The following is a 20,266-nucleotide window of genomic DNA, read 5'->3' as shown; positions in this document are numbered from 1 at the left end:
AGTACGAGGTCTTGCGCCCGGCGCACCGAGAGCACGCACCAGACGCCGCGGGGCCGCCCTCCGGGCGACGACGGGACTTTGACGACAGACCCTAGTCCGCCGAGCGGGTCCAGCCCGTGGCCGTGAGGCGGGCGGCGTCCGTGGGGCGGTCCTCGGAGAAGAGGAGGGCGCGGGGTTCGGAGACGCGGATGACGTCCACGTAGACGCCCCGGCCCACGTAGCGGCCCGTCGAGGCGTGGCGGAAGCGGAGCCGGACCTCGCGGCCCGCCCACGCGGGGAGGGGGGCCTCCAGGCGGTGCCAGATGCGGCCCGACCAGCCGCCCGCCGAGCCGTCCGGCCACTGCTCGGGGGTCCCGCCCGTGGTGCGGACCGTCGAGAAGGGGACGGCCTGCCAGGTGGTGCCGTCGGCGGAGGCCTCCAGGTGGAAGGCGCCGGCGCCGGGGACGGTGTCCCACCAGACCGCGCAGCGCAGGCGGGCCTCGGCGGTGGCGGGGGTCAGCGGGGGGAGGGCGAGGGTGCCCGAGCCGCCGGTTTCCATGCCGGAGAACCAGGCCGGGCCGCCGTGCCGGGTACGGACGGGCACGGCCCGGGCGAAGCGGTTGCCGGTGGCCACACGGGGTGCGCTGCCGGCCCGCCAGGTGCGCACGGGGTGCACGGAGTTGCCGAGGAGGATCAGGAAGGAGTCGGTGGAGGGGTCGAGGACCAGGGAGGTGCCGGTGAAGCCGGTGTGGCCGGCCGAGTGGGGGGTGGCCATCGCGCCCATGTACCAGTGCTGGTAGAGCTCGAAGCCGAGGCCGTGGTCGTCGCCGGGGAAGGCGGTGTTGTAGTCGGTGAAGAGCAGTTCGACGGAGGCGGGGCGCAGGATGCGCCGGCCCGCGTAGGTCCCGCCGTCGAGGAGGGCGCGGGAGAGGACGGCGAGGTCCCAGGCGGTGCCGAAGACGCCGGCGTGGCCCGCGACCCCGCCGAGGGCGTACGCGTTCTCGTCGTGGACCTCGCCCCAGACGAGGCCCCGGTCCAGGCCCGACCACGGCGGACGCTGCACCTCGGTGGCGGCCGTGACGCGGCGCCAGGCGCGCGGGGGGTTGTAGCGAGTGCGGTGCATCCCGAGCGGAGCGGTGATCTCGTCGTGGAGCAGGGTGTCCAAAGTGCGGCCGGTGATCCGTTCCAGGAGCAGCTGGAGCGCGATGAGGTTCAGGTCCGAGTAGCGGTAGACCGTCCCGGGGGTGTCCTGCGGGCGCACTGACCACAGGAGTCTCAGCTGCCCCTCGCGCGTGGACTCTTGGTAGAAGGGTGCCCAGGAGCGCAGCCCCGAGGTGTGCGTGAGCAGCTGCCGGACGGTGACGGCCTCCTTGCCGCCGCCCGTGAACTCCGGCAGGTAGCGGTCCACGGGGGCCTCCAGCTCCAGCCGGCCCCGCTCCATCTGCTGCACGGCGATGATGGAGGTGAACAGCTTGCTGAGGGAGGCCAGGTCGAAGACGGTGTCCTCGGCCATCGCGATCCGCTCGGCGGACGGGAACTCCCGGGGCCGGTCGGTGCGGCCGTCGTAGTCCGCGTACCGGACCGCGTCCCCCATGGCCCGGTGCAGGGCGACCGTGCGGCCGCGCCCCGCGAGGACCACGGCCCCGGCGTAGTAGGGGTGTTCGGGGGAGGGGCCGAGGAAGCGCCGGGCCTCCTGCGCCACCCCCTCCAGGTGCCGTTCCAGCAGCCCGGCCTGCCGCGCGGACCCGTACCGCAGACGCAGCCCCTGCAGGGCCCGCCGCTCGGCCGGCCCACCCGCCGCCCCGGCGGAGCCCCCGGGCAGCGCGGCCTGCAACACGAGCACCCCGCCGAGCGCCAGCAACCCCGCCCCGAGCCCCCGCCGACTGGGCCCCCGCCCGAGCCCGCTCCCGTTCCCGCCGGCGTCAGCGTCCCCGCCGGCTCCGCCCTTGCCCCGACCGCCCACCTCGGCCTCGGTCGCTGCCTCGGCCCCGGCTTCGGTCCCGGCCCCGGCTTCGGCCCCGGCGCAGGCTTCGGCTTCGGTCCCGGCCCTGGCTTCGGCTTCGGCCTCGGCCCCGGCTCCGGGTCGGGAACGGGCCCCGGCCTCGGTCCCGGCCCTGGCTTCGCACTCGGACCCGGCCCCGGGGCGGGAACGGACCCCAGCCCCGGCCTCGGTCCCGGTCCCGCCCCCGGACGCGGACGCGGACCCGGTCCCGGACCGGGAACGGACCCCGGGCCTGGCTTCGACCCCGCCCCCGGCCCGCGCCCCGCCCCCGGCCCCGGCCTCGGGCCTCGCTTCGGTGCTGGTGTCGGGGTGCTCGTCGGGCAGGGCTCCCGGTTCCGTTCCGGTTGCCGGCTCGTCCGCCGGTGCGTCGGCCCCCGTGACTTCCACCATGATCGGCCCTCCTGTCCACTCCGAACTGCCCGTCGCGTGCCGCCCGTCGGCCGTCGCCCCGTCCCCGTCGCGGCTCGCGAGCCCGCCCGCCCGCCGGCCCCCGGGCATCGCCGGTCCGGGGGTCCGGGCCCCGTGGGCGGCGTCCCGGATCCGCCGGGCGGGCCGCAGGCGTTCCGCACGCTACTGGGTATCTGCCCGTCCGCCGCGTACCCTCCGCACGGGCCGGGCCGCAAGAATCTGACACCGCATCAGAAAATCTCTTCCCTCGGCCGCCCCACTGCGGCATCCTCACGCCCATGGAGACGGAGCTCAGCAAGAAACTGGGAGTCGAGCACGCGATCTTCGGCTTCACGCCCTTCCCGGCGGTCGCCGCGGCCATCACCCGCGCGGGCGGTTTCGGCGTCCTCGGAGCGGTCCGCTACACCGCTCCCGACGACCTCAGACGCGACCTCGACTGGATGCAGGAGCACACCGACGGCAAGCCCTACGGCCTCGACGTCGTCATGCCCGCCAAGAAGGCCGTCGACGGCATCAGCGAGGCCGACATCGAGGCGATGATCCCGGCCGCGCACCGCGCCTTCGTCCGCGACACCCTCGCCAAGCACCACGTACCCGAGCTCGCCGAGGGGGAGGCCTCCGGCTGGCGGATCACCGGCTGGATGGAGCAGGTCGCCCGCAACCAGCTCGACGTCGCCTTCGACTACCCCGTCAAACTCCTGGCGAACGCGCTCGGTTCCCCGCCCGCCGACGTCATCGCGCGCGCCCACGACCGCGGCGTCCTCGTCGCCGCCCTCGCCGGCAGCGCCAAGCACGCCCGCCGCCACGCCGAAGCCGGCATCGACATCGTGGTCGCCCAGGGCTACGAGGCCGGCGGCCACACCGGCGACATCGCCACCATGGTCCTGGTCCCCGAGATCGCCGAGGCCGTCGCCCCGCTCCCGGTCCTCGCCGCCGGCGGCATCGGCAGCGGCGAGCAGATCGCCGCCGGCCTCGCCCTCGGCGCCCAGGGCGTCTGGCTCGGCTCCCTGTGGCTCACCACCACCGAGGCCGAACTCCACTCCCGCGCCCTCACCGAGAAGCTCCTCGCCGCCGGATCCGGCGACACCGTCCGCTCCCGCGCCCTCACCGGCAAACCCGCCCGCCAGCTGCGCACCGAGTGGACCGACGCCTGGGACGACCCGGCCGGGCCCGGCGCCCTGCCCATGCCCCTCCAGGGCCTGCTGGTCGCCGAGGCCGTCTCCCGGATCCAGAAGTACGAGGTCCGCCCGCTGCTCGGTACCCCCGTCGGCCAGATCGTCGGCCGGATGAACTCCGAACGCAGCGTCCAGGCCGTCTTCGACGAGCTCACCGGCGGCTTCGAGCGCGCCATCGACCGCATCAACCGCATCGCCGGACGGCCTTGAGAGGTGTGAGCAGCATGACCGACCAGCCCCCCAACGGCTTCTGGGCCCAGGCCGCCGCCGACCCCGCGCGCACCGTCCTCGTCGCCCCCGACGGCGAGGAGTGGTCCGCGGGCCGGCTGCACGCCGACGTCAACCGCCTCGTCCACGGCCTGCGCGCCGCCGGGCTGGAGCAGGGCGACGTCTTCGCCGTCGTCCTGCCCAACGGCGTCGAGTTCCTCACCGCCTACCTCGCCGCCTCCCAGGCCGGGTTCTACCTCGTCCCGGTCAACCACCACCTCGTCGGTCCGGAGATCGCCTGGATCGTCTCCGACTCCGGCGCCAAGGTGCTCATCGCCCACGAGCGCTTCGCCGAGGCGGCCACCGCCGCCGCCGACGAGGCGGGCCTGCCCGGGGACCGCCGTTACGCCGTCGGAGCCGTCCCGGGCTTCCGCCCGTACGCCGAACTCCTCGACGGACAGGGCGCGGAGCCCCCCGCCGGCCGCACCCTCGGCTGGGTCATGAACTACACCTCCGGCACCACCGGCCGCCCGCGCGGCATCCGCCGCCCCCTGCCCGGCAAGCTCCCGGAGGAGACCTACCTCGGCGGGTTCCTCGGCATCTTCGGCATCCGCCCCTTCGACGGCAACGTCCACCTCGTCTGCTCGCCGCTGTACCACACCGCCGTGCTCCAGTTCGCGGGCGCGTCCCTGCACATCGGCCACCCGCTGGTCCTGATGGACAAGTGGGGCCCCGAGGAGATGCTGCGCCTGATCGACCGGCACGCCTGCACGCACACCCACATGGTGCCGACCCAGTTCCACCGCCTGCTCGCCCTCCCGCAGGAGACCAAGGACGCCTACGACGTCTCCTCCATGCGCCACGCCATCCACGGCGCCGCCCCCTGCCCCGACCACGTCAAACGGGCGATGATCGACTGGTGGGGCCGGTGCGTGGAGGAGTACTACGCCGCCAGCGAGGGCGGCGGGACCTTCGCCACCGCCGAGGACTGGCTGAAGAAACCGGGAACCGTCGGCAAGGCCTGGCCGATCAGCGAGCTCGCCGTCTTCGACGACGACGGCAACCGGCTGCCGGCCGGCGAGCTCGGCACCGTCTACCTGAAGATGAACACCGGCGGCTTCAGCTACCACAAGGACGAGGGGAAGACCCGCAAGAACCGCATCGGCGACTTCTTCACCGTCGGCGACCTCGGCCTGCTCGACGAGGAGGGGTACCTCTTCCTCCGCGACCGCAAGATCGACATGATCATCTCGGGCGGGGTGAACATCTATCCGGCCGAGATCGAGTCCGCCCTCCTCACCCATCCGGCGGTCGCGGACGCCGCGGCCTTCGGCATCCCGCACGAGGACTGGGGCGAGGAGGTCAAGGCCGTCGTCGAGCCCGCCGAGGGCTTCGAGGCGGGCGAGGCGCTGGCAGCCGAGATCCTGCGCCACTGCGAGGGGCAGCTGGCCGGCTACAAACGCCCCAAGTCGGTGGACTTCATCGACACGATGCCCCGCGACCCCAACGGCAAGCTCTACAAGCGCCGTCTGCGCGACCCCTACTGGGAGGGCCGCGAGCGCGCGGTGTGAAGCACCCGCCCCGTCACATGCCCACGGCTCCGTCGATCCGCTCCCGCAGCAGGTCGGCGTGGCCGTTGTGGCGCGCGTACTCCTCGATCATGTGGATCAGCACCCACCGCAGCGACACCTTCCCCCGCCAGGAGTCCTCGCCCTCCACGTCCAGGTCGGGGGCCCCGGCGGCGAACCGGTCGGCGAACTCCACCTCGCTGCGCCAGGCCTCCCAGGCCTCCTCCACGGCCCCGGGGCCGGGTGCCGCGCCGTCGAAGTCCCCGTCCGGGGCGGCCGCCGAGGAGAAGCGCGGCCCGGCGTCCTGGCCGGCCAGCACCCGCCGGAACCAGAGCCTCTCCATATCGGCCAGATGGCGGACCAGGCCGAGCAGCGAGAGCGTCGACGGCTCGACCGCCCGCCGGGACAACTCATCGTCCAGCCCTGCGCACTTGAGCTCCAGCGTCGTGCGCTGGGCCGCGAGCACGGACAGCAGCATCGGTCGCTCGTCGCCGGTCGCCGGGCCCTCGAAGCGGCTGTCGCTCCCCGCGCCCCCAAACAGTTCCACTCTTCTCGTCGGCCTCGCCATGTACAGATCATGAACCATCCCGGGCCCGCCCGGAAGCCCCGCCTTCCCGACAGGGGAGAGATCCGATATTTCGTGAGAAGTGCCACTCCGGGTCCCGGACGCGCGCCTTGCACCGCACCCGGGCGGGCGGTCTGGCAACTTGGCAGACATGAGTACGGCGACGCGCAGATCCCCCCTGACCGACTGGACCCTCCTGGTCCCCGTGGTGGCGCTGCTCGCGCTCGTCCTCAGCTGGGGCCGCGACCTGCCCGGAGCCCTGGTGGGCCTGGTCGCCCTCTGCCTCGCGGGCGCGGTCCTCGCCGCCGTCCACCACGCCGAGGTCGTCGCCCACCGGGTCGGCGAACCCTTCGGCTCCCTGGTCCTCGCCGTCGCCGTCACCGTCATCGAAGTGGCCCTCATCGTCACCCTGATGGCCGACGGCGGCGACAAGACCGCCTCCCTCGCCCGTGACACCGTCTTCGCCGCCGTCATGATCACCTGCAACGGCATCGTCGGCCTGTCCCTGCTCGTGGGCGCCCTGCGCAACCGGGTCGCCGTCTTCAACGCCGAGGGCTCCGGCGCGGCCCTGGCCACCGTCGCGACCCTCGCCACGCTGAGCCTGGTCCTGCCGACCTTCACCACCAGCAAGCCCGGCCCCGAGTTCTCCAGCGCCCAGCTGACCTTCGCCGCCGTCGCCTCCCTCGCCCTCTACGGGCTGTTCATCGCCGTCCAGACCGTCCGTCACCGGGACTACTTCCTGCCCGTGACCACGGCGAACACCCGCGACGGCGGCGACGGTCACGCCGCACCGCCCACCGCCCGCGCCGCCCTGACCAGCCTCGGCCTGCTGCTCGTCGCCCTCGTCGCGGTCGTCGGCAACGCCAAGGCCGTCTCCCCGACCATCGAGAAGGGAGTCGCCGACGCCGGACTGCCCCACGCCGTCGTCGGTGTGATCATCGCCCTGCTCGTGCTGCTCCCGGAGACCCTCGCCGCCGTCCGGGCCGCCCGCCGCGACCGGGTCCAGACCAGCCTCAACCTGGGCTACGGCTCCGCCATCGCCAGCATCGGCCTGACCATCCCGGCCATCGCCCTCGCCTCCGTCTGGCTCGAGGGCCCGCTGCTGCTGGGCCTCGGCCCCACCCACATGGTGCTGCTCACGCTGACCGTGGTGGTCGGCGCCCTCACGATCGTGCCCGGCCGCGCCACCCTCCTCCAGGGCGGCGTGCACCTCGTCCTGCTCGCCGCGTACCTCTTCCTCGCCGTCAGCCCCTGACCGGCGCACCGATCTTGACCCCGCCGCGCGGCGGGGCGAGGATCGCGCCATGACGGCAGTACGGCACCACACGGTCGACGGACTCGTACGGGCCGCGGCGCGGCGCCACCCCGACAGGACCGCCGTCCGCTACCGGCAGCGGACCTGGACGTACGGGGAGCTCGACGCGGCGGTCTCCACCGGCGCGGCCGTGCTGCGGGAACGGTACGGGCTGGCCGCCGGCGACCGGGTCGCGGCCTTCGCCCACAACTCCGACGCCTACCTCATCGCCTTCCTCGCCTGCGCCCGGGCCGGACTCACCCACGTCCCGGTCAACCAGAACCTCACCGGCGGCGACCTCGCGCACATCCTCGGCGACTGCGCGGCCGCCCTGGTCCTCACCGACCCCGGCCTCACGGACCGGGTCCCCGGCGGGCACACCGTACGGCCGCTGCGCGACGCGCCCGGGTCCTTCCTCGCGGAACTGGCCGAACCCCTGCCCCACGAGGCCTCCTCGGACCCCTCCGCGCTGGTGCAGCTGCTGTACACCTCGGGGACCACGGCCCTGCCCAAGGGCGCGATGATGACGCACCGGGCGCTGGCGCACGAGTACGAGAGCGCGATCGCCGCCCTGGACCTGGCGGAGGGGGACCGTCCCGTCCACTCGCTGCCGCTGTACCACTCGGCGCAGATGCACGTGTTCCTGCTGCCGTACCTGGCGGTGGGCGCGACCAGCACCATCCTGGACGGACCGGCGGCCGAGGAGATCTTCGACCTGGTGGAGGCGGGCCGGGCCGACAGCCTGTTCGCACCGCCGACCGTGTGGATCGCCCTGGCCAACCACCCGCAGTTCGGGGCGCGGGACCTGGGCGCGCTGCGCAAGGCGTACTACGGCGCCTCGGTCATGCCGGTACCGGTGCTGGAGCGGCTGCGGGAACGGCTGCCGGGGCTCGGGTTCTACAACTGCTTCGGGCAGAGCGAGATCGGCCCGCTGGCCACGGTGCTGGGGCCGCACGAGCACGAGGGGCGGATGGAGTCCTGCGGGCGGCCCGTGGCGCACGTCGAGGCGAAGGTGGTCGACGAGGCCGGCGAGGACGTCCCGGACGGCACGGCGGGCGAGGTCGTCTACCGCTCGCCGCAGCTGTGCCTGGGCTACTGGAACGACACCGAGGCCACCCGCAAGGCCTTCCGTGACGGCTGGTTCCGCTCCGGCGACCTCGCGGTGCGGGACGCGGAGGGCTACTTCACGGTCGTGGACCGGGTCAAGGACGTCATCAACTCCGGCGGGGTGCTCGTCGCCTCCCGGCAGGTGGAGGACGTGCTCTACACCCATCCGGGGGTGGCCGAGGCGGCCGTCGTGGGGCTGCCCGACGAGCGGTGGATCGAGGCGGTCACGGCCGTGGTCGTACCGCGCGGGGAGGTCACGGAGGCCGAGCTGATGGCGTACGCCCGCGAGCGGCTCGCCCACTTCAAGGCCCCGAAACGGGTGCTGTTCGTGGAGGCCCTCCCGCGCAACGCCAGCGGCAAGATCCTCAAACGGGAACTCCGCGACCGCCTCGGCGCCTGAGCGCGCGGTGCCTCACCGCGCCCCGGCGGACCCGGGCCCGCCCGCACCAGAGGCGGGCGGGGCCGGGCCGGCAGGCCGGGGGAACCGGTCAGGCGTCGAAGTCGGTGCCGCGGCTGACGGACTCCCAGGTACGGGCCTCCTCGCGGGCCGCGTCGGCGTGGGCGAGGATCGCGTCGAGGGCGTCGTTGCCCAGGGCGAGCCGCAGCGGGGTCTCCTCCGCGTCCAGGGCGGCCAGGATCGCGGCGGCGGCCTTGACCGGGTCGCCGGGCTGCTTGCCGTCGCTGTCGGGCAGTCCGGTGCGGACGGCGCCGACGGTGTCCGCGTAGGCGGGCAGGACGGAGGCGGTCTGCTGGAGCGCGGCGCCGCCCGCGAAGCCCGTGCGGAAGGACCCGGGCTCGACGATCAGCGTCTTGATCCCGTAGGCCGCGACCTCGCCCCTCAGCGCCTCGGTGAGGCCCTCCAGGGCGAACTTCGTCGCCGAGTAGGCGCCCACGCCGGGGAAGGACAGCCGGCCGCCCATGCTGCTCATCTGCACGATCGCCCCGGACTTCCGCTCCCGCATGTGCGGCAGCGCGGCGCGGATCAGCGCGGCCGGGCCGAAGAAGTGCAGCTCCATCAGATCGCGGAGCTCGGCGTCGGAGGTCTCCTCGACCGCTCCGATCAGGCCCCGGCCGGCGTTGTTGACGAGCACGTCGATCCGGCCGAACCGCTCCACGGTCTCGGCGACGACCCCCTCGGCCCGTGCCGTGTCCGTCACGTCCGCCGCGACCGGTACGAGCCGCTCCGGGTGCGCGGCGGCCAGGTCGTCGAGCACGGCGGGCCGGCGGGCCGCCGCGACCACCGTGTCCCCGGCCGCGAGCGCGGCCTCCGCCAGCGTACGGCCGAAGCCCGAGGAAGCCCCGGTGATCAGCCAGACCCGACCAGTGTCCAAATCCTGCGCAGACATCAATCCCCCTGATTTCTTTGCGGTGTTGTGGATGGTGCAGGCGTGATCCTGCCATGCTCCCGGCCGCTGCGCTCAGTCCTGTCCCGGATCATGAGAAGGGCCTTCGCCGGAGCCGAGGACTCCGCCGGTCCGCAGCCGCCGCAGGATCAGGTGCTCGTGGACGAGGCGGCCCACCAGGGCCCCGCCGTAGACCACGAAGCCGACGCCGACCAGCCAGGACTGGACGACCAGCAGCGTGCCGAACGGGCCGTACGTGACCGCGTTCGAGGCGATCAGCGGGGAGAACACCAGCTGCGAGAACACCCGCAGGCCCAGCAGGCCGAGGCTGGTCGCCACCGCCCCGGGGAACAGGGCGGCCCAGCGCACCCGCCCGCCCAGCAGCAGCCTGCCGGAGCTCCAGAAGAACAGGCAGGTGCCGACCAGGTCGCTGACGGTGCCCAGGGTCGCCCCCACCATGCTGTCGGAGGGCGGGGGGATCCCGACGAGCAGTGCCAGATAGCCGACCAGCAGGGCCAGCCACACCACGTGCCGCCACATGGTGTGCCAGCGGGCGGTCGGCACGTCCCACACCTTCTCGTACCCGGTCTGCACGGCCGATCCGAACGTCAGGCCGAACACCGCGAGGGCCGCCAGCCCGAAGGCGGTGGTCCGCTCCAGCGCCAGGTCGGCCGCCCCGAACAGCATCTCGACCTTCGCCCGGGAGGACGCGGTGACCCCGAGGGCCTGGCCCAGCCAGCGGCCGAAGCCCGAGCCGCTGCCCGGCGCGGCCGCCGCCACGACCACCAGCAGGGGCACCAGGGTGAGGAACCCGAGGGCGGCGAAGCCCATCGCCCGGTGCATCAGCTCGATCTCGCGCCCACGGCTCCAGGCCAGCCCGGCCGGGGAGCCCATGAGCCGGTCGTGCAGCCGCCGGAAGGTCGAGGTCACACCCCATCCCCTACCCGGGCGCGCCCGGCCGTTCCCGGAAGCCGCGCCGAAGTGGGGCCGAAGGGGTGGATCCCCGCGCCCGCCGGCGTGTCCCGGGCCCGGCACGTTCCGGGCCTGCCGTGCCCCGGGTCTGCCGTGCCCCGGGTCTGCCGTGTTCCGGGCCTGGCGCGTATCAGCCCCGGTGTCCCGGCCTCGCCGTGTTTCAGCCCTCCACGGTGCCCTCCCCGCCCTCGCGCAGGTCCTTGATCCGCTTGATCTTGCCGACCGAGCGCTCCAGGCTCTCCGGCTCCACCACCTCCACCCCGACGGACACCCCGACCCCCTCCTTGACGGCCCGGGCCAGTTCGGCAGCCGCCGCCCTGCGCTGCCCGGCGTCGGCCTCCCGGCGCGCCTCCACCCGCACGGTGAGGGCGTCCATCCGGCCCTCCCGGGTCAGCCTCAGCTGGAAGTGCGGGGCCAGGGCTGGGATGCGCAGGAGTATCTCCTCGATCTGGGTCGGATAGAGGTTCACCCCGCGCAGGATGATCATGTCGTCGCTGCGGCCCGTCACCTTCTCCATCCGGCGGAAGGCGGGCCGGGCGGTCCCGGGCAGCAGCCGGGTCAGGTCCCGGGTGCGGTAGCGGATCAGGGGCATGGCCTCCTTGGTGAGGGAGGTGAACACCAGCTCGCCGATCTCGCCGTCGGGCAGCACCGCTCCGGTCAGCGGGTCGATCACCTCGGGGTAGAAGTGGTCCTCCCAGATGTGCAGCCCGTCCTTGTGCGAGGCGAACTCCTGGGCCACGCCCGGCCCCATCACCTCCGACAGGCCGTAGATGTCGACGGCGTCGATGCCCAGCCGGTCCTCGATCTCCCGGCGCATCTCCTCGGTCCAGGGCTCCGCCCCGAAGATCCCCGTCCGCAGGGAGGTCGAGCGCGGGTCGATGCCCTGGCGCTCCATCTCGTCCAGCAGGGTGAGCATGTAGGAGGGGGTCACCATGATGACCTCCGGCCGGAGGTCCTGGATCAGTCTGACCTGGCGGTCCGTCATGCCCCCGGAGGCGGGGACGACGGTGCATCCCAGCCGCTCCGCCCCGTAGTGGGCGCCGAGGCCGCCGGTGAACAGGCCGTATCCGTAGGCGATGTGCACGATCTGCCCGGGCCGGGCGCCCGCCGCGCGCAGCGACCGCGCGACGAGGTCGGCCCAGGTGGCGAGGTCCCCGTCGGTGTACCCCACGACCGTGGGGCGGCCGGTGGTGCCGCTGGAGGCGTGCAGACGGCGGACGTCGGGGCGGGGGACGGCGAACATCCCGAAGGGGTACTGGCCGCGCAGGTCGGCCTTGCCGGTCAGCGGGAACAGGGCCAGGTCGGCCAGGGAGCGGCAGTCGTCGGGGTGGACCCCCGCCTTGTCGAAGGCCTCCTGGTAGAAGGGCACGCGGTCGTAGACCCGGTGCAGGGTCGCCCGCAGCCGCTTGAGCTGGAGCGCCGCCAGCTCGTCACGGTCGAGCCGCTCGCCCTCGTCGTGGATCCCGGCGACACCGCCGGGGTCGCCAGGGTCACCGAAACCGCCGTCATCGCCCCGATCGCCCCGATCGCCTTGATCGTCGAGAGCCGTGTACGCCGCCATTGCCGTCACCTCACCAAAGACCGACCCAACCCAACCGAACGTTCATTCGGTAGATTGCCGGACCCCGACCGGCAAATCAATGACTCGAACGAGTGATCGTCTGCTGGGATGGGTCCATGCATGTATTCACCACATACGACGGAACCGAACTCGCCTACCACGTCCAGGGTGAGGGTGAACCGCTGATCTGCCTTCCCGGCGGGGCCATGCGGGCGTCCCGCTACCTCGGCGACCTCGGCGGACTGCACGCCGGACGCCGCCTCATCAGGCTCGACCTGCGCGGGACGGGCGACTCCGCGGTACCGGCGGACGAGGGCACGTACCGCGTCGACCACCAGGTCGCGGACGTCGAGGCGCTCCGCCTCCACCTGGGCCTGGAGCGCATGGACGTGCTGGGCCACTCGGCGGCCGGCAACCTCGCCCTGATGTACGCGGCCGCGCACCCCGAGCGCGTGCGCCGCCTGGTCCTGGTGACCCCCACCAGCTGGGCCGTGGACGTCGTGGCCACCCGGGAGCAGAGCCTGGAAGTGGTCCGGTCCCGGGCGGGCCGGGAGCCCTACGACACGGCCATCGCCGCCTACGAGCGGATCGTGGAGGCCGCCGGGGACCCGTCCCCGGAGGACCGGCGCCAGGCGATGGTCCTCGCCTACGGCCGCTGGGACGAGCAGGCGCGCGCCCACCTCGCCGCGAGCGACCACGAGCGCAACCAGGCGGCCGCCGCCGTCTTCGCCGGCCCCGGGGCGTTCGACCCGCCCGCCACACGGGCGGCGCTCCGCCGGTTCGACGGCGAGGCGCTCGTCCTGGCCGGGGAACTGGACGGCTACCCCACCGCCGCCGTCGCCGCCGAACTCGCCGGGCTCCTGCCGCACGGGACCGCCGACGTCCAGCGGGGCGCCGCACACTTCCCGTGGCTGGACGACGCCCCGTGGTTCGCGGCCCGCGTGGAGCGCTTCCTGTCCACCGGGACCTGATCCCGCCCCGCCCTCAGAGCCCCCGGAACCTCGCGCTGCCACGGAGGTGTGGTGCGTACGGCGGCCGTGGGGGCCCTGGGGGCGGAGGGGCTCAGGGGGTGCTCACGCCCCGGCGTCAGCCTCCGTGGCCACCGCCTTCGCCCAGCGGTAGTCCGCCTTGCCGCTCGGGGAGCGCTGGACGGCCGGGGTGATCACCAGCTGGCGCGGGATCTTGTACCCCGCCAGCCGCGTGCGGCAGTGGCGCTGGATCTCCTCCAGCGAGGGCTCCGGCGCGCCCGCCCGGACCTGGACCACCGCCGCCACGTGGCTGCCCCAGACCGGGTCCGGGACGCCCGCGACCAGGGCGTCGTACACGTCAGGATGGGACTTCAGCGCCTGCTCGACCTCCTCCGGATACACCTTCTCGCCACCCGTGTTGATGCACTGCGAACCGCGCCCGAGGACCGTGACGATGCCCTCCTCGTCGACCGTCGCCATGTCACCGAGCAGCACCCACCGCTCGGAGCCCTTCTGGAAGAAGGTCTCCGCCGTCTTCACCGGGTCGTTGTAGTAGCCCAGCGGGACGTGCCCGCGCTGCGCGAGGCGTCCCGGCACACCCACCGCCACCGGCTCGTGCGTCACGGGGTCCACCACCTGCGTACGGTCGTTGACCTGGAGCCGGAATCCCTTCTCCGGGCCGGAGTCGTCCGTGGCCCGCCCATTCGAACCCGACTCGGACGAACCGAAGTTGTTCAGCAGCACCACGTTCGGCACCAGCCGCTGGAACTCGGCCCGCACCGACTCCGACATGATCGCCCCCGACGAGGACACGCTGAACAGCGAGGACAGGTCCGTCCCCTGCAGCGGCCCGTTCAGGGCGTCGATCAGCGGCCGCAGCATCGCGTCGCCCACCAGCGAGACGCTCGACACCTTCTCCTTCTCGATGGTGCGCAGCACCTCCTCGGGAGCGTACTTGCGGTGGATCACCACCCGCTGCCCGTAGTTGAAGGCGATGAACGAGGTCAGCGTCGACGTACCGTGCATCAGCGGGGGAGCCGGGAAGAAGGTGAGCCCCGCGCCGCGCGCCGCGACCCGCTCCGCCAGTTCCTCGGGCCGCTTGACCGGCTCTCCCGAGGGTTCGCCGCCGAACAGCCCGGCGAAGAACAGGTCCTCGGCCCGCCACATGACCCCCTTGGGCATGCCGGTCGTGCCGCCGGTGTAGATGATGAACAGGTCGTCCGGGCTGCGCGGCGGGAACCCGCGCTCCGGGGACCCGGCCGCCTCGGCGTCCTCGTACGCCACCGGCGCGATCGCCTGCTCCGGCGCGCCGGGGGGCGTCGCGCCGACGCGGATCAGGTGGCGCAGCGCCGGCGTCTGCGGAAGCGCGGCCGCGACCCGCTCCGTGAACTCGCCCTCGAAGACGAGCGCGGCGAGGTCGGCGTCGTTGTAGAGGTAGACCAACTCCTCTTCCACGTACCGGTAGTTGACGTTCACCGGGACGAGGCGCGCCTTGAGGCAGGCCAGTACGGTCTGCAGGTACTCGACGCCGTTGTAGAGGTGCAGCCCCACGTGCTCGCCGGGCACCAGGCCGCTGTCGGCGAGGTGGTGCGCGACGCGGTTCGCGGCCGCGTCCAGCTGCGCGTACGTCAGGCGCCGCTCGGCGCCGGTCCCGGGGTGGTCCACGTACACCAGGGCCTCGCGGTCAGGGACCACGTCCACCACCGACTCGAACAGGTCGGCAAGGTTGTACTCCACCGTTCCTCCTCCTGACCCCGGGCCGGGCGGCTGGGCTGCTCGGCGGTCATTAGAGCGTCGCCCGGCCCAACTGGGAAGGGTGCGTGGCAAGAAAACTGACTGGGCGTCAGAAAACCCTTGTACTGCACCCGGCCCTCCTGCAACCTGTTCTAGGTCTGGAGACGGGAGGACGGCAATGGGTGGGACGGAACACCTCACCGTGGACCGCCGGGGCGCCACGCTGGTGCTCACCATGAACAGGCCGGAGGCGAAGAACGCGCTCTCGCTTCCCCTGCTCGTGGGGCTGTACGACGGCTGGCTGGAGGCGGACGCGGACGACGGGATCCGCTCGGTGGTCCTCACGGGCGCGGGCGGGGACTTCTGCGCCGGGATGGACCTCAAGGCGCTGGCCGGGAAGGGCATGGCGGGAGACCAGTACCGGGACCGGCTCAAGGCCGATCCCGACCTCCACTGGAAGGCGATGCTCCGTCACCACCGGCCGCGCAAGCCGGTGATCGCGGCGGTGGAGGGCTACTGCGTGGCCGGCGGAACCGAGATCCTCCAGGGCACGGACATCCGCGTCGCCGCCGCCGGGGCCACCTTCGGGCTCTTCGAGGTCAAGCGGGGCCTGTTCCCGATCGGCGGCTCCACGGTACGGCTGCCCCGGCAGGTCCCGCGCACGCACGCGCTGGAGATGCTGCTGACCGGACGCCCGTACTCGGCGGAGGAGGCGGCGCGGATCGGGCTCGTGGGGCGGGTGGTGCCCGACGGGACGGCGCTGGAGGCGGCCCTGGAGATCGCCGAGCGGATCAACGCGTGCGGGCCGCTGGCGGTGGAGGCGGTGAAGGCCTCCGTCTACGAGACGGCCGAGATGACGGAGACGGACGGGCTGGCGGCCGAACTGGCCCGGGGCTGGCCGGTCTTCGACACCGCCGACGCGAAGGAGGGGGCGCGGGCGTTCGCGGAGAAACGGGCGCCGGTGTACCGGCGGACGTAGGCGCCGGCCGCACCGCGGGGCGCCGGCGGCGGCCCTGCGGGGCGGTCCCCTGCCCGCCCTTCCACCGTTCCCCGGGGCGGGCCCGGGCCCTGGCTTTGCCCTGGGCCCTGGCTTTGCCTCGGGTCCCGGCTTCGCCCTGGCCCTCGGCTTTGCCCTGGCCCTCGGCTCTGCCCCGGACCCCCGGGCGGCCCGGGGCAGCGCCCGGGACCCGTCGCAGTCCGGCGCTCGGCCTCGGGCCTGGACCGTTCCGGAGGGGCGGTCCGCCGTCGGTGGCGGGTCGAGTGCCGGTGCGGGGCCGTTGCCGGGGCTCTGCCCGGGCCCCGCGCCTCGAACGCCGGCGGGCCTGGACACGGCCGCCGCCCGGACGTGCACGTGTTCTGACCGTTGCGAACATCGGAGACCCCCATGACAGCAGCCGCGTCCCCGCCCGAGGTGCTGCGGGCGCCCCTCGTCGTCGAGTTCCCCTTCACCCGGTCCCTCGGGCCCGTCCAGAGCGCCTTCCTCACCGGGCTCCGGGAAGGCGTCGTCCTCGGTGTCAAGACCTCCGGCGGCCAGGTCATGGTGCCGCCCGTCGAGTACGACCCCGCCACCGCCGAGGAGCTCCGCGAGCTCGTCGAGGTCGCGCCCACCGGGACCGTCACCACCTGGGCCTGGAACGCCGAGCCCCGCCCCCACCAGCCCCTCGGCACCCCCTTCGCCTGGGCGCTGGTCAGGCTCGACGGCGCCGACACAGCCCTCCTGCACGCCCTGGACGCCCCCGGCCCCGACGCCGTGCGCACCGGCATGCGGGTCCGCGTGCGCTGGGCGGCCGAACGCACCGGGGCGATCACCGACATCGCCTGCTTCGAGCCGTACGAGGACGAGGAACAGGACCAGGACCAGGGCCACGGGGAGGACGGGACGTCCGCCGCCGGCCCGCACGACGGGGTCTTCGCCGACCCCGTCACCGGCATCGTCGCCGAAGCCCGCCTGGACTACACGTACAGCCCCGGCCGCGCCCAGACCGCCTACATCAACGCCCTCTCCGAGCGGCGGACCGTCGGCGAGCGCTGCCCCTCCTGCCACAAGGTCTACGTCCCCCCGCGCGGCGCCTGCCCCACCTGCGGGGTCGCCACCACCGACCGGGTCGAGGTCGGGCCGGCCGGCACGGTCACCACCTTCTGCATCGTCAACATCAAGGCGAAGAACCTCGACATCGAAGTCCCCTACGTCTACGCCCACATCGCCCTCGACGGCGCCGGCCTCGCCCTCCACGGCCGGATCGGCGGCATCCCGTACGACCAGGTCCGCATGGGCCTGCGCGTCGAACCGGTGTGGACCGAGGGCGGCCGCTACCCCGACCACTACCGCCCCACCGGCGAGCCGGACGCGGACTACGACGCGTACAAGGAGCTCATCTGATGCCCGCCTACGCCCGCGAGGTGGCCGTCGTCGCCTTCGCCCAGAGCGACCACCTGCGCCGCACCGACGAACTCAGCGAAGTCGAGATGGTCATGCCGGTCCTGCACCGGGTGCTGGCCGCCACCGGCCTGAAGACCGGCGAGATCGGCTTCACCTGCTCCGGCTCCAGCGACTACCTCGCCGGCCGGGCCTTCTCCTTCACCATGACCCTCGACGGCGTCGGCGCCTGGCCGCCGATCTCCGAGTCGCACGTCGAGATGGACGGCGCCTGGGCGCTCTACGAGGCCTGGGTCAAGATCCAGACCGGCGAGGCGGACACCGCGCTCGTCTACGCGTACGGGAAGTCCTCCCCGGGCTCCGTGCGCGACGTCCTCACCCGCCAGCTCGACCCGTACTACCTCGCCCCCCTGTGGCCCGACTCCGTGGCCCTGGCCGCCCTCCAGGCCCAGGCGCTCATCGACGCGGGGGAGACCGACGAACGGGCCCTCGCCGCCATCGGCGCCCGCAGCCGGGCCGCCGCCACCGGCAACCCGCACGCCCAGCTCCGCGGAGCCGTCCCGCAGGGCGGCTACCAGGTGGCCCCGCTGCGCACCGGCGACTGCCCGCCCATCGGCGACGGCGCGGCCGCCATCATCCTCGCCGCCGGCGACACCGCCCGTCGGCTGTGCGAGCGGCCCGCCTGGATCACCGGCATCGACCACCGCATCGAGGCCCACGGCCTGGGCCTGCGCGACCTCACCGACTCCCCGTCCACCCGGACCGCCGCCGAGCGGGCCGGGCTCTTCGACGCCCCGGTGGACACGGCCGAGCTGCACGCGCCGTTCTCCTCCCAGGAGGTCGTCCTGCGCAAGGCGCTCGGCCTCGGCGAGGACGTGACCGTCAACCCCTCCGGCGGCGCCCTCGCCGCCAACCCCGTGATGGCCGCCGGCCTGATCCGCATCGGCGAGGCCGCCGCCCGGATCCACCGCGGCGAGTCCGACCGGGCCGTCGCCCACGCCACCTCCGGCCCCTGCCTCCAGCAGAACCTGGTCGCCGTCCTGGAAGGGGACCGAGCATGAGCACATCGGGGACGACGGGGACCTCGGGGACGGTCGCCAAGGAGCCGGTGGCCGTCGTCGGCGTCGGCCAGACCCGGCACGTCGCCGCCCGCCACGACGTCTCCCTCGCCGGCCTGGTCCGCGAGGCGGCCGTCCGCGCCCTCGCCGACGCGGAGCTGACCTGGGCGGACATCGACGCGGTCGTCATCGGCAAGGCCCCCGACTTCTTCGAGGGCGTGATGATGCCGGAGCTCTACCTCGCCGACGCCCTCGGCGCCGTCGGCAAGCCGATGCTCCGCGTGCACACGGCCGGCTCGGTCGGCGGTTCCACCGCACTCGTCGCCGCCAACCTCGTCGCCGCCCGCGTCCACCGCACCGTCCTGACCCTGGCCTTCGAGAAGCAGTCCGAGTCGAACGCCATGTGGGGGCTCTCCCTCCCCGTCCCCTTCCAGCAGCCGCTGCTGGCGGGTGCCGGCGGGTTCTTCGCCCCGCACGTGCGCGCGTACATGCGGCGCACCGGCGCCCCCGACACGGTGGGCTCGCTCGTCGCGTACAAGGACCGGCGCAACGCGCTGAAGAACCCGTACGCGCACCTGCACGAGCACGACATCACCCTGGAGAAGGTCCAGGCCTCGCCCATGCTCTGGGACCCGATCCGCTACTCCGAGACCTGCCCGTCCTCGGACGGGGCCTGCGCGATGGTCCTCACCGACCGGGCGGGCGCGGCCCGTTCGCCACGGCCCCCGGCATGGGTGCACGGCGGCGCGATGCGCAGCGAGCCGACGCTGTTCGCGGGCAAGGACTTCGTCTCCCCGCAGGCCGGCAAGGACTGCGCCGCCGACGTCTACCGGCAGGCGGGGATCACCGACCCGCGCCGGGAGATCGACGCGGTCGAGATGTACGTCCCCTTCTCCTGGTACGAGCCCATGTGGCTGGAGAACCTGGGCTTCGCGCAGGAGGGCGAGGGCTGGAAGCTCACCGAGGCCGGGGTCACCGAACTCGACGGCGACCTCCCCGTGAACCCCTCCGGGGGCGTACTGTCCACCAACCCGATCGGCGCCTCCGGCATGATCCGCTTCGCGGAGGCGGCCCTCCAGGTCCGCGGCCTGGCCGGGGAGCACCAGGTGCCCGGGGCCCGCCGGGCCATGGGGCACGCGTACGGCGGCGGCGCCCAGTTCTTCGCCATGTGGCTGGTGGGGGCCGAACCCCCGAGCAGCTGACCGGGCGGCCCGCGCCGCACGGCCACGGGTGACGCGCCGTGGTCTGTGCGGTACGCGCCGCGATGGCTACCCTGGGCCGCCGGACGACGTAACGGGAGGTGCAGGCAGATGGCCGACAGCACGACTGGACGGACCCTCGCACGCCGGGAAAGGCCCGAGCTCGATCTCAGCGGGGCGGAGTGGCAGCCGGGCAGCCGGGGCGTGGGCGAGGTCCAGGTCGCCTTCGTGGAGGGCTTCATCGCGATGCGCGACAGCGACCGCCCCGACGACCCGTCACTGATCTTCCCCCCGAGGGGATGGCGCAAGTTCGTCCTGGGCACCCGCGCGGGCCAGTTCGGCCTGACGTAGGCCGCTCCGGCCTCGCCGGTCCGGCCGGGGCGGGTTCGGCCCAGCCTGGTCCCGCCTAGCCGGTCCCGCCCAGCCCGGTCCCGTGCAGCCGGCCCGGCCCGGGCGGGTCCGGTTCCGTCTGGTCCCGTCCAGCCTGGTCCGGCCCAGCCTGGTTCGGCCCAGCCTGGTCCGTCCCGTCCTGTCCAGCCCAGCCTGGTTCGGTGCAGGCGGGTGGGCCCAGCTCGGTTCGGCGCAGCCTCGTTCGGAGCGGGCCGTTGGCCCAAGGCGGTCCCCGAGGGCGGTCCCGCCCAGAGTGGTCCTGCTCAGAACCTGTTGTCTTATCGAACGTGATCGTTGGCTTTCCGCTGGTGGGAGTGGGTTTCGGTTCGGTGAGGCAGGGATGCGTTGTCGTGTTTGTC

Annotated in this window: 16 protein-coding genes; 10 read left to right on the top strand and 6 right to left on the bottom strand. The window is 73.7% G+C overall.

All coding sequences use genetic code 11. The annotated features are described in order from the left end of the window. Window positions 1-91: 91 nt before the first annotated feature. The gene (locus AB0F18_RS31695) at window positions 92-1,822 is read right to left on the bottom strand and encodes a serine hydrolase (protein WP_362066870.1); all 1,731 of its coding nucleotides are present in this window, start codon (window positions 1,820-1,822) and stop codon (window positions 92-94) included. 845 nt (window positions 1,823-2,667) lie between these two features. Here AB0F18_RS31695 and AB0F18_RS31690 point away from each other — a divergent pair. Continuing rightward, window positions 2,668-3,774 (top strand): nitronate monooxygenase family protein, encoded by a 1,107-nt coding sequence (locus AB0F18_RS31690; RefSeq protein WP_362066868.1) that lies wholly within the window; start codon window positions 2,668-2,670, stop codon window positions 3,772-3,774. Window positions 3,775-3,788: 14 nt separating this feature from the next. Further along, window positions 3,789-5,342 (top strand): acyl-CoA synthetase, encoded by a 1,554-nt coding sequence (locus tag AB0F18_RS31685; RefSeq protein ID WP_362066866.1) that lies wholly within the window; start codon window positions 3,789-3,791, stop codon window positions 5,340-5,342. Between the two features lie 13 nt (window positions 5,343-5,355). Here the strand turns inward: AB0F18_RS31685 and AB0F18_RS31680 are convergent, their stop codons facing one another. Then, window positions 5,356-5,907, bottom strand: coding sequence for a DinB family protein (locus AB0F18_RS31680; RefSeq protein WP_362066865.1), 552 nt, complete (start codon window positions 5,905-5,907; stop codon window positions 5,356-5,358). Window positions 5,908-6,055: 148 nt separating this feature from the next. Here AB0F18_RS31680 and AB0F18_RS31675 point away from each other — a divergent pair, with 148 nt between their 5' ends. Next, window positions 6,056-7,159 (top strand): ionic transporter y4hA, encoded by a 1,104-nt coding sequence (locus tag AB0F18_RS31675; RefSeq protein ID WP_362066863.1) that lies wholly within the window; start codon window positions 6,056-6,058, stop codon window positions 7,157-7,159. A gap of 49 nt (window positions 7,160-7,208) precedes the next feature. After that, complete coding sequence (locus AB0F18_RS31670; protein ID WP_362066861.1) at window positions 7,209-8,705, top strand: fatty acyl-CoA synthetase; 1,497 nt, start codon at window positions 7,209-7,211, stop codon at window positions 8,703-8,705. An 88-nt stretch (window positions 8,706-8,793) separates the two neighbouring features. Here the strand turns inward: AB0F18_RS31670 and AB0F18_RS31665 are convergent, their stop codons facing one another. From AB0F18_RS31665 to paaK, 3 genes are all read right to left on the bottom strand, one after another. Beyond that, a complete protein-coding gene (locus AB0F18_RS31665; protein WP_362066860.1) occupies window positions 8,794-9,651 on the bottom strand; it encodes an oxidoreductase in 858 nt (285 codons plus the stop codon). Window positions 9,652-9,723: 72 nt separating this feature from the next. After that, entirely contained in the window at window positions 9,724-10,542 is an 819-nt protein-coding gene (locus AB0F18_RS31660; protein WP_362066872.1) for a YhjD/YihY/BrkB family envelope integrity protein, read from the bottom strand. A gap of 238 nt (window positions 10,543-10,780) precedes the next feature. Continuing rightward, window positions 10,781-12,181 carry a phenylacetate--CoA ligase PaaK gene (gene paaK / locus AB0F18_RS31655; RefSeq protein ID WP_362066858.1) on the bottom strand — a complete coding sequence of 467 codons (1,401 nt, stop codon included), beginning with the start codon at window positions 12,179-12,181 and terminating at the stop codon, window positions 10,781-10,783. Between the two features lie 116 nt (window positions 12,182-12,297). Between paaK and AB0F18_RS31650 the strand changes: the two genes are divergently transcribed. Further along, window positions 12,298-13,152, top strand: a complete 855-nt coding sequence (locus AB0F18_RS31650) for an alpha/beta hydrolase (RefSeq protein ID WP_362066856.1) — start codon at window positions 12,298-12,300, stop codon at window positions 13,150-13,152. A gap of 102 nt (window positions 13,153-13,254) precedes the next feature. Here AB0F18_RS31650 and AB0F18_RS31645 read toward each other — a convergent pair whose 3' ends face one another. Continuing rightward, a complete protein-coding gene (locus AB0F18_RS31645) occupies window positions 13,255-14,886 on the bottom strand; it encodes an acyl-CoA synthetase (protein WP_362066854.1) in 1,632 nt (543 codons plus the stop codon). A 175-nt stretch (window positions 14,887-15,061) separates the two neighbouring features. Between AB0F18_RS31645 and AB0F18_RS31640 the strand changes: the two genes are divergently transcribed. The 5 genes from AB0F18_RS31640 to AB0F18_RS31620 all read left to right on the top strand — a co-directional run bounded on the left by AB0F18_RS31640 (window position 15,062) and on the right by AB0F18_RS31620 (window position 19,868). After that, a complete protein-coding gene (locus AB0F18_RS31640) occupies window positions 15,062-15,862 on the top strand; it encodes a crotonase/enoyl-CoA hydratase family protein (RefSeq protein WP_362066852.1) in 801 nt (266 codons plus the stop codon). 405 nt (window positions 15,863-16,267) lie between these two features. Beyond that, window positions 16,268-17,263: an OB-fold domain-containing protein gene (locus tag AB0F18_RS31635; protein ID WP_362066850.1), complete on the top strand. Its 996-nt coding sequence runs from the start codon at window positions 16,268-16,270 to the stop codon at window positions 17,261-17,263. Next, window positions 17,263-18,321, top strand: a complete 1,059-nt coding sequence (locus AB0F18_RS31630; RefSeq protein ID WP_362066848.1) for a thiolase domain-containing protein — start codon at window positions 17,263-17,265, stop codon at window positions 18,319-18,321. Before AB0F18_RS31635 ends, AB0F18_RS31630 begins: the two co-directional genes overlap by 1 nt. After that, window positions 18,318-19,520 carry a thiolase domain-containing protein gene (locus AB0F18_RS31625; RefSeq protein WP_362066846.1) on the top strand — a complete coding sequence of 401 codons (1,203 nt, stop codon included), beginning with the start codon at window positions 18,318-18,320 and terminating at the stop codon, window positions 19,518-19,520. The genes AB0F18_RS31630 and AB0F18_RS31625 overlap by 4 nt, the downstream gene beginning before the upstream one ends. A 108-nt stretch (window positions 19,521-19,628) precedes the next feature. Then, window positions 19,629-19,868 carry a DUF397 domain-containing protein gene (locus tag AB0F18_RS31620; RefSeq protein WP_362066844.1) on the top strand — a complete coding sequence of 80 codons (240 nt, stop codon included), beginning with the start codon at window positions 19,629-19,631 and terminating at the stop codon, window positions 19,866-19,868. Window positions 19,869-20,266: the final 398 nt, after the last annotated feature.

Source organism: Streptomyces sp. NPDC029216 (assembly GCF_040648015.1).
Classification (GTDB): Bacteria; Actinomycetota; Actinomycetes; order Streptomycetales; family Streptomycetaceae; genus Streptomyces.
The sequence above is the reverse complement of the archived record's forward strand: the minus strand, read 5'-3'. Positions and strand labels throughout refer to the sequence as shown.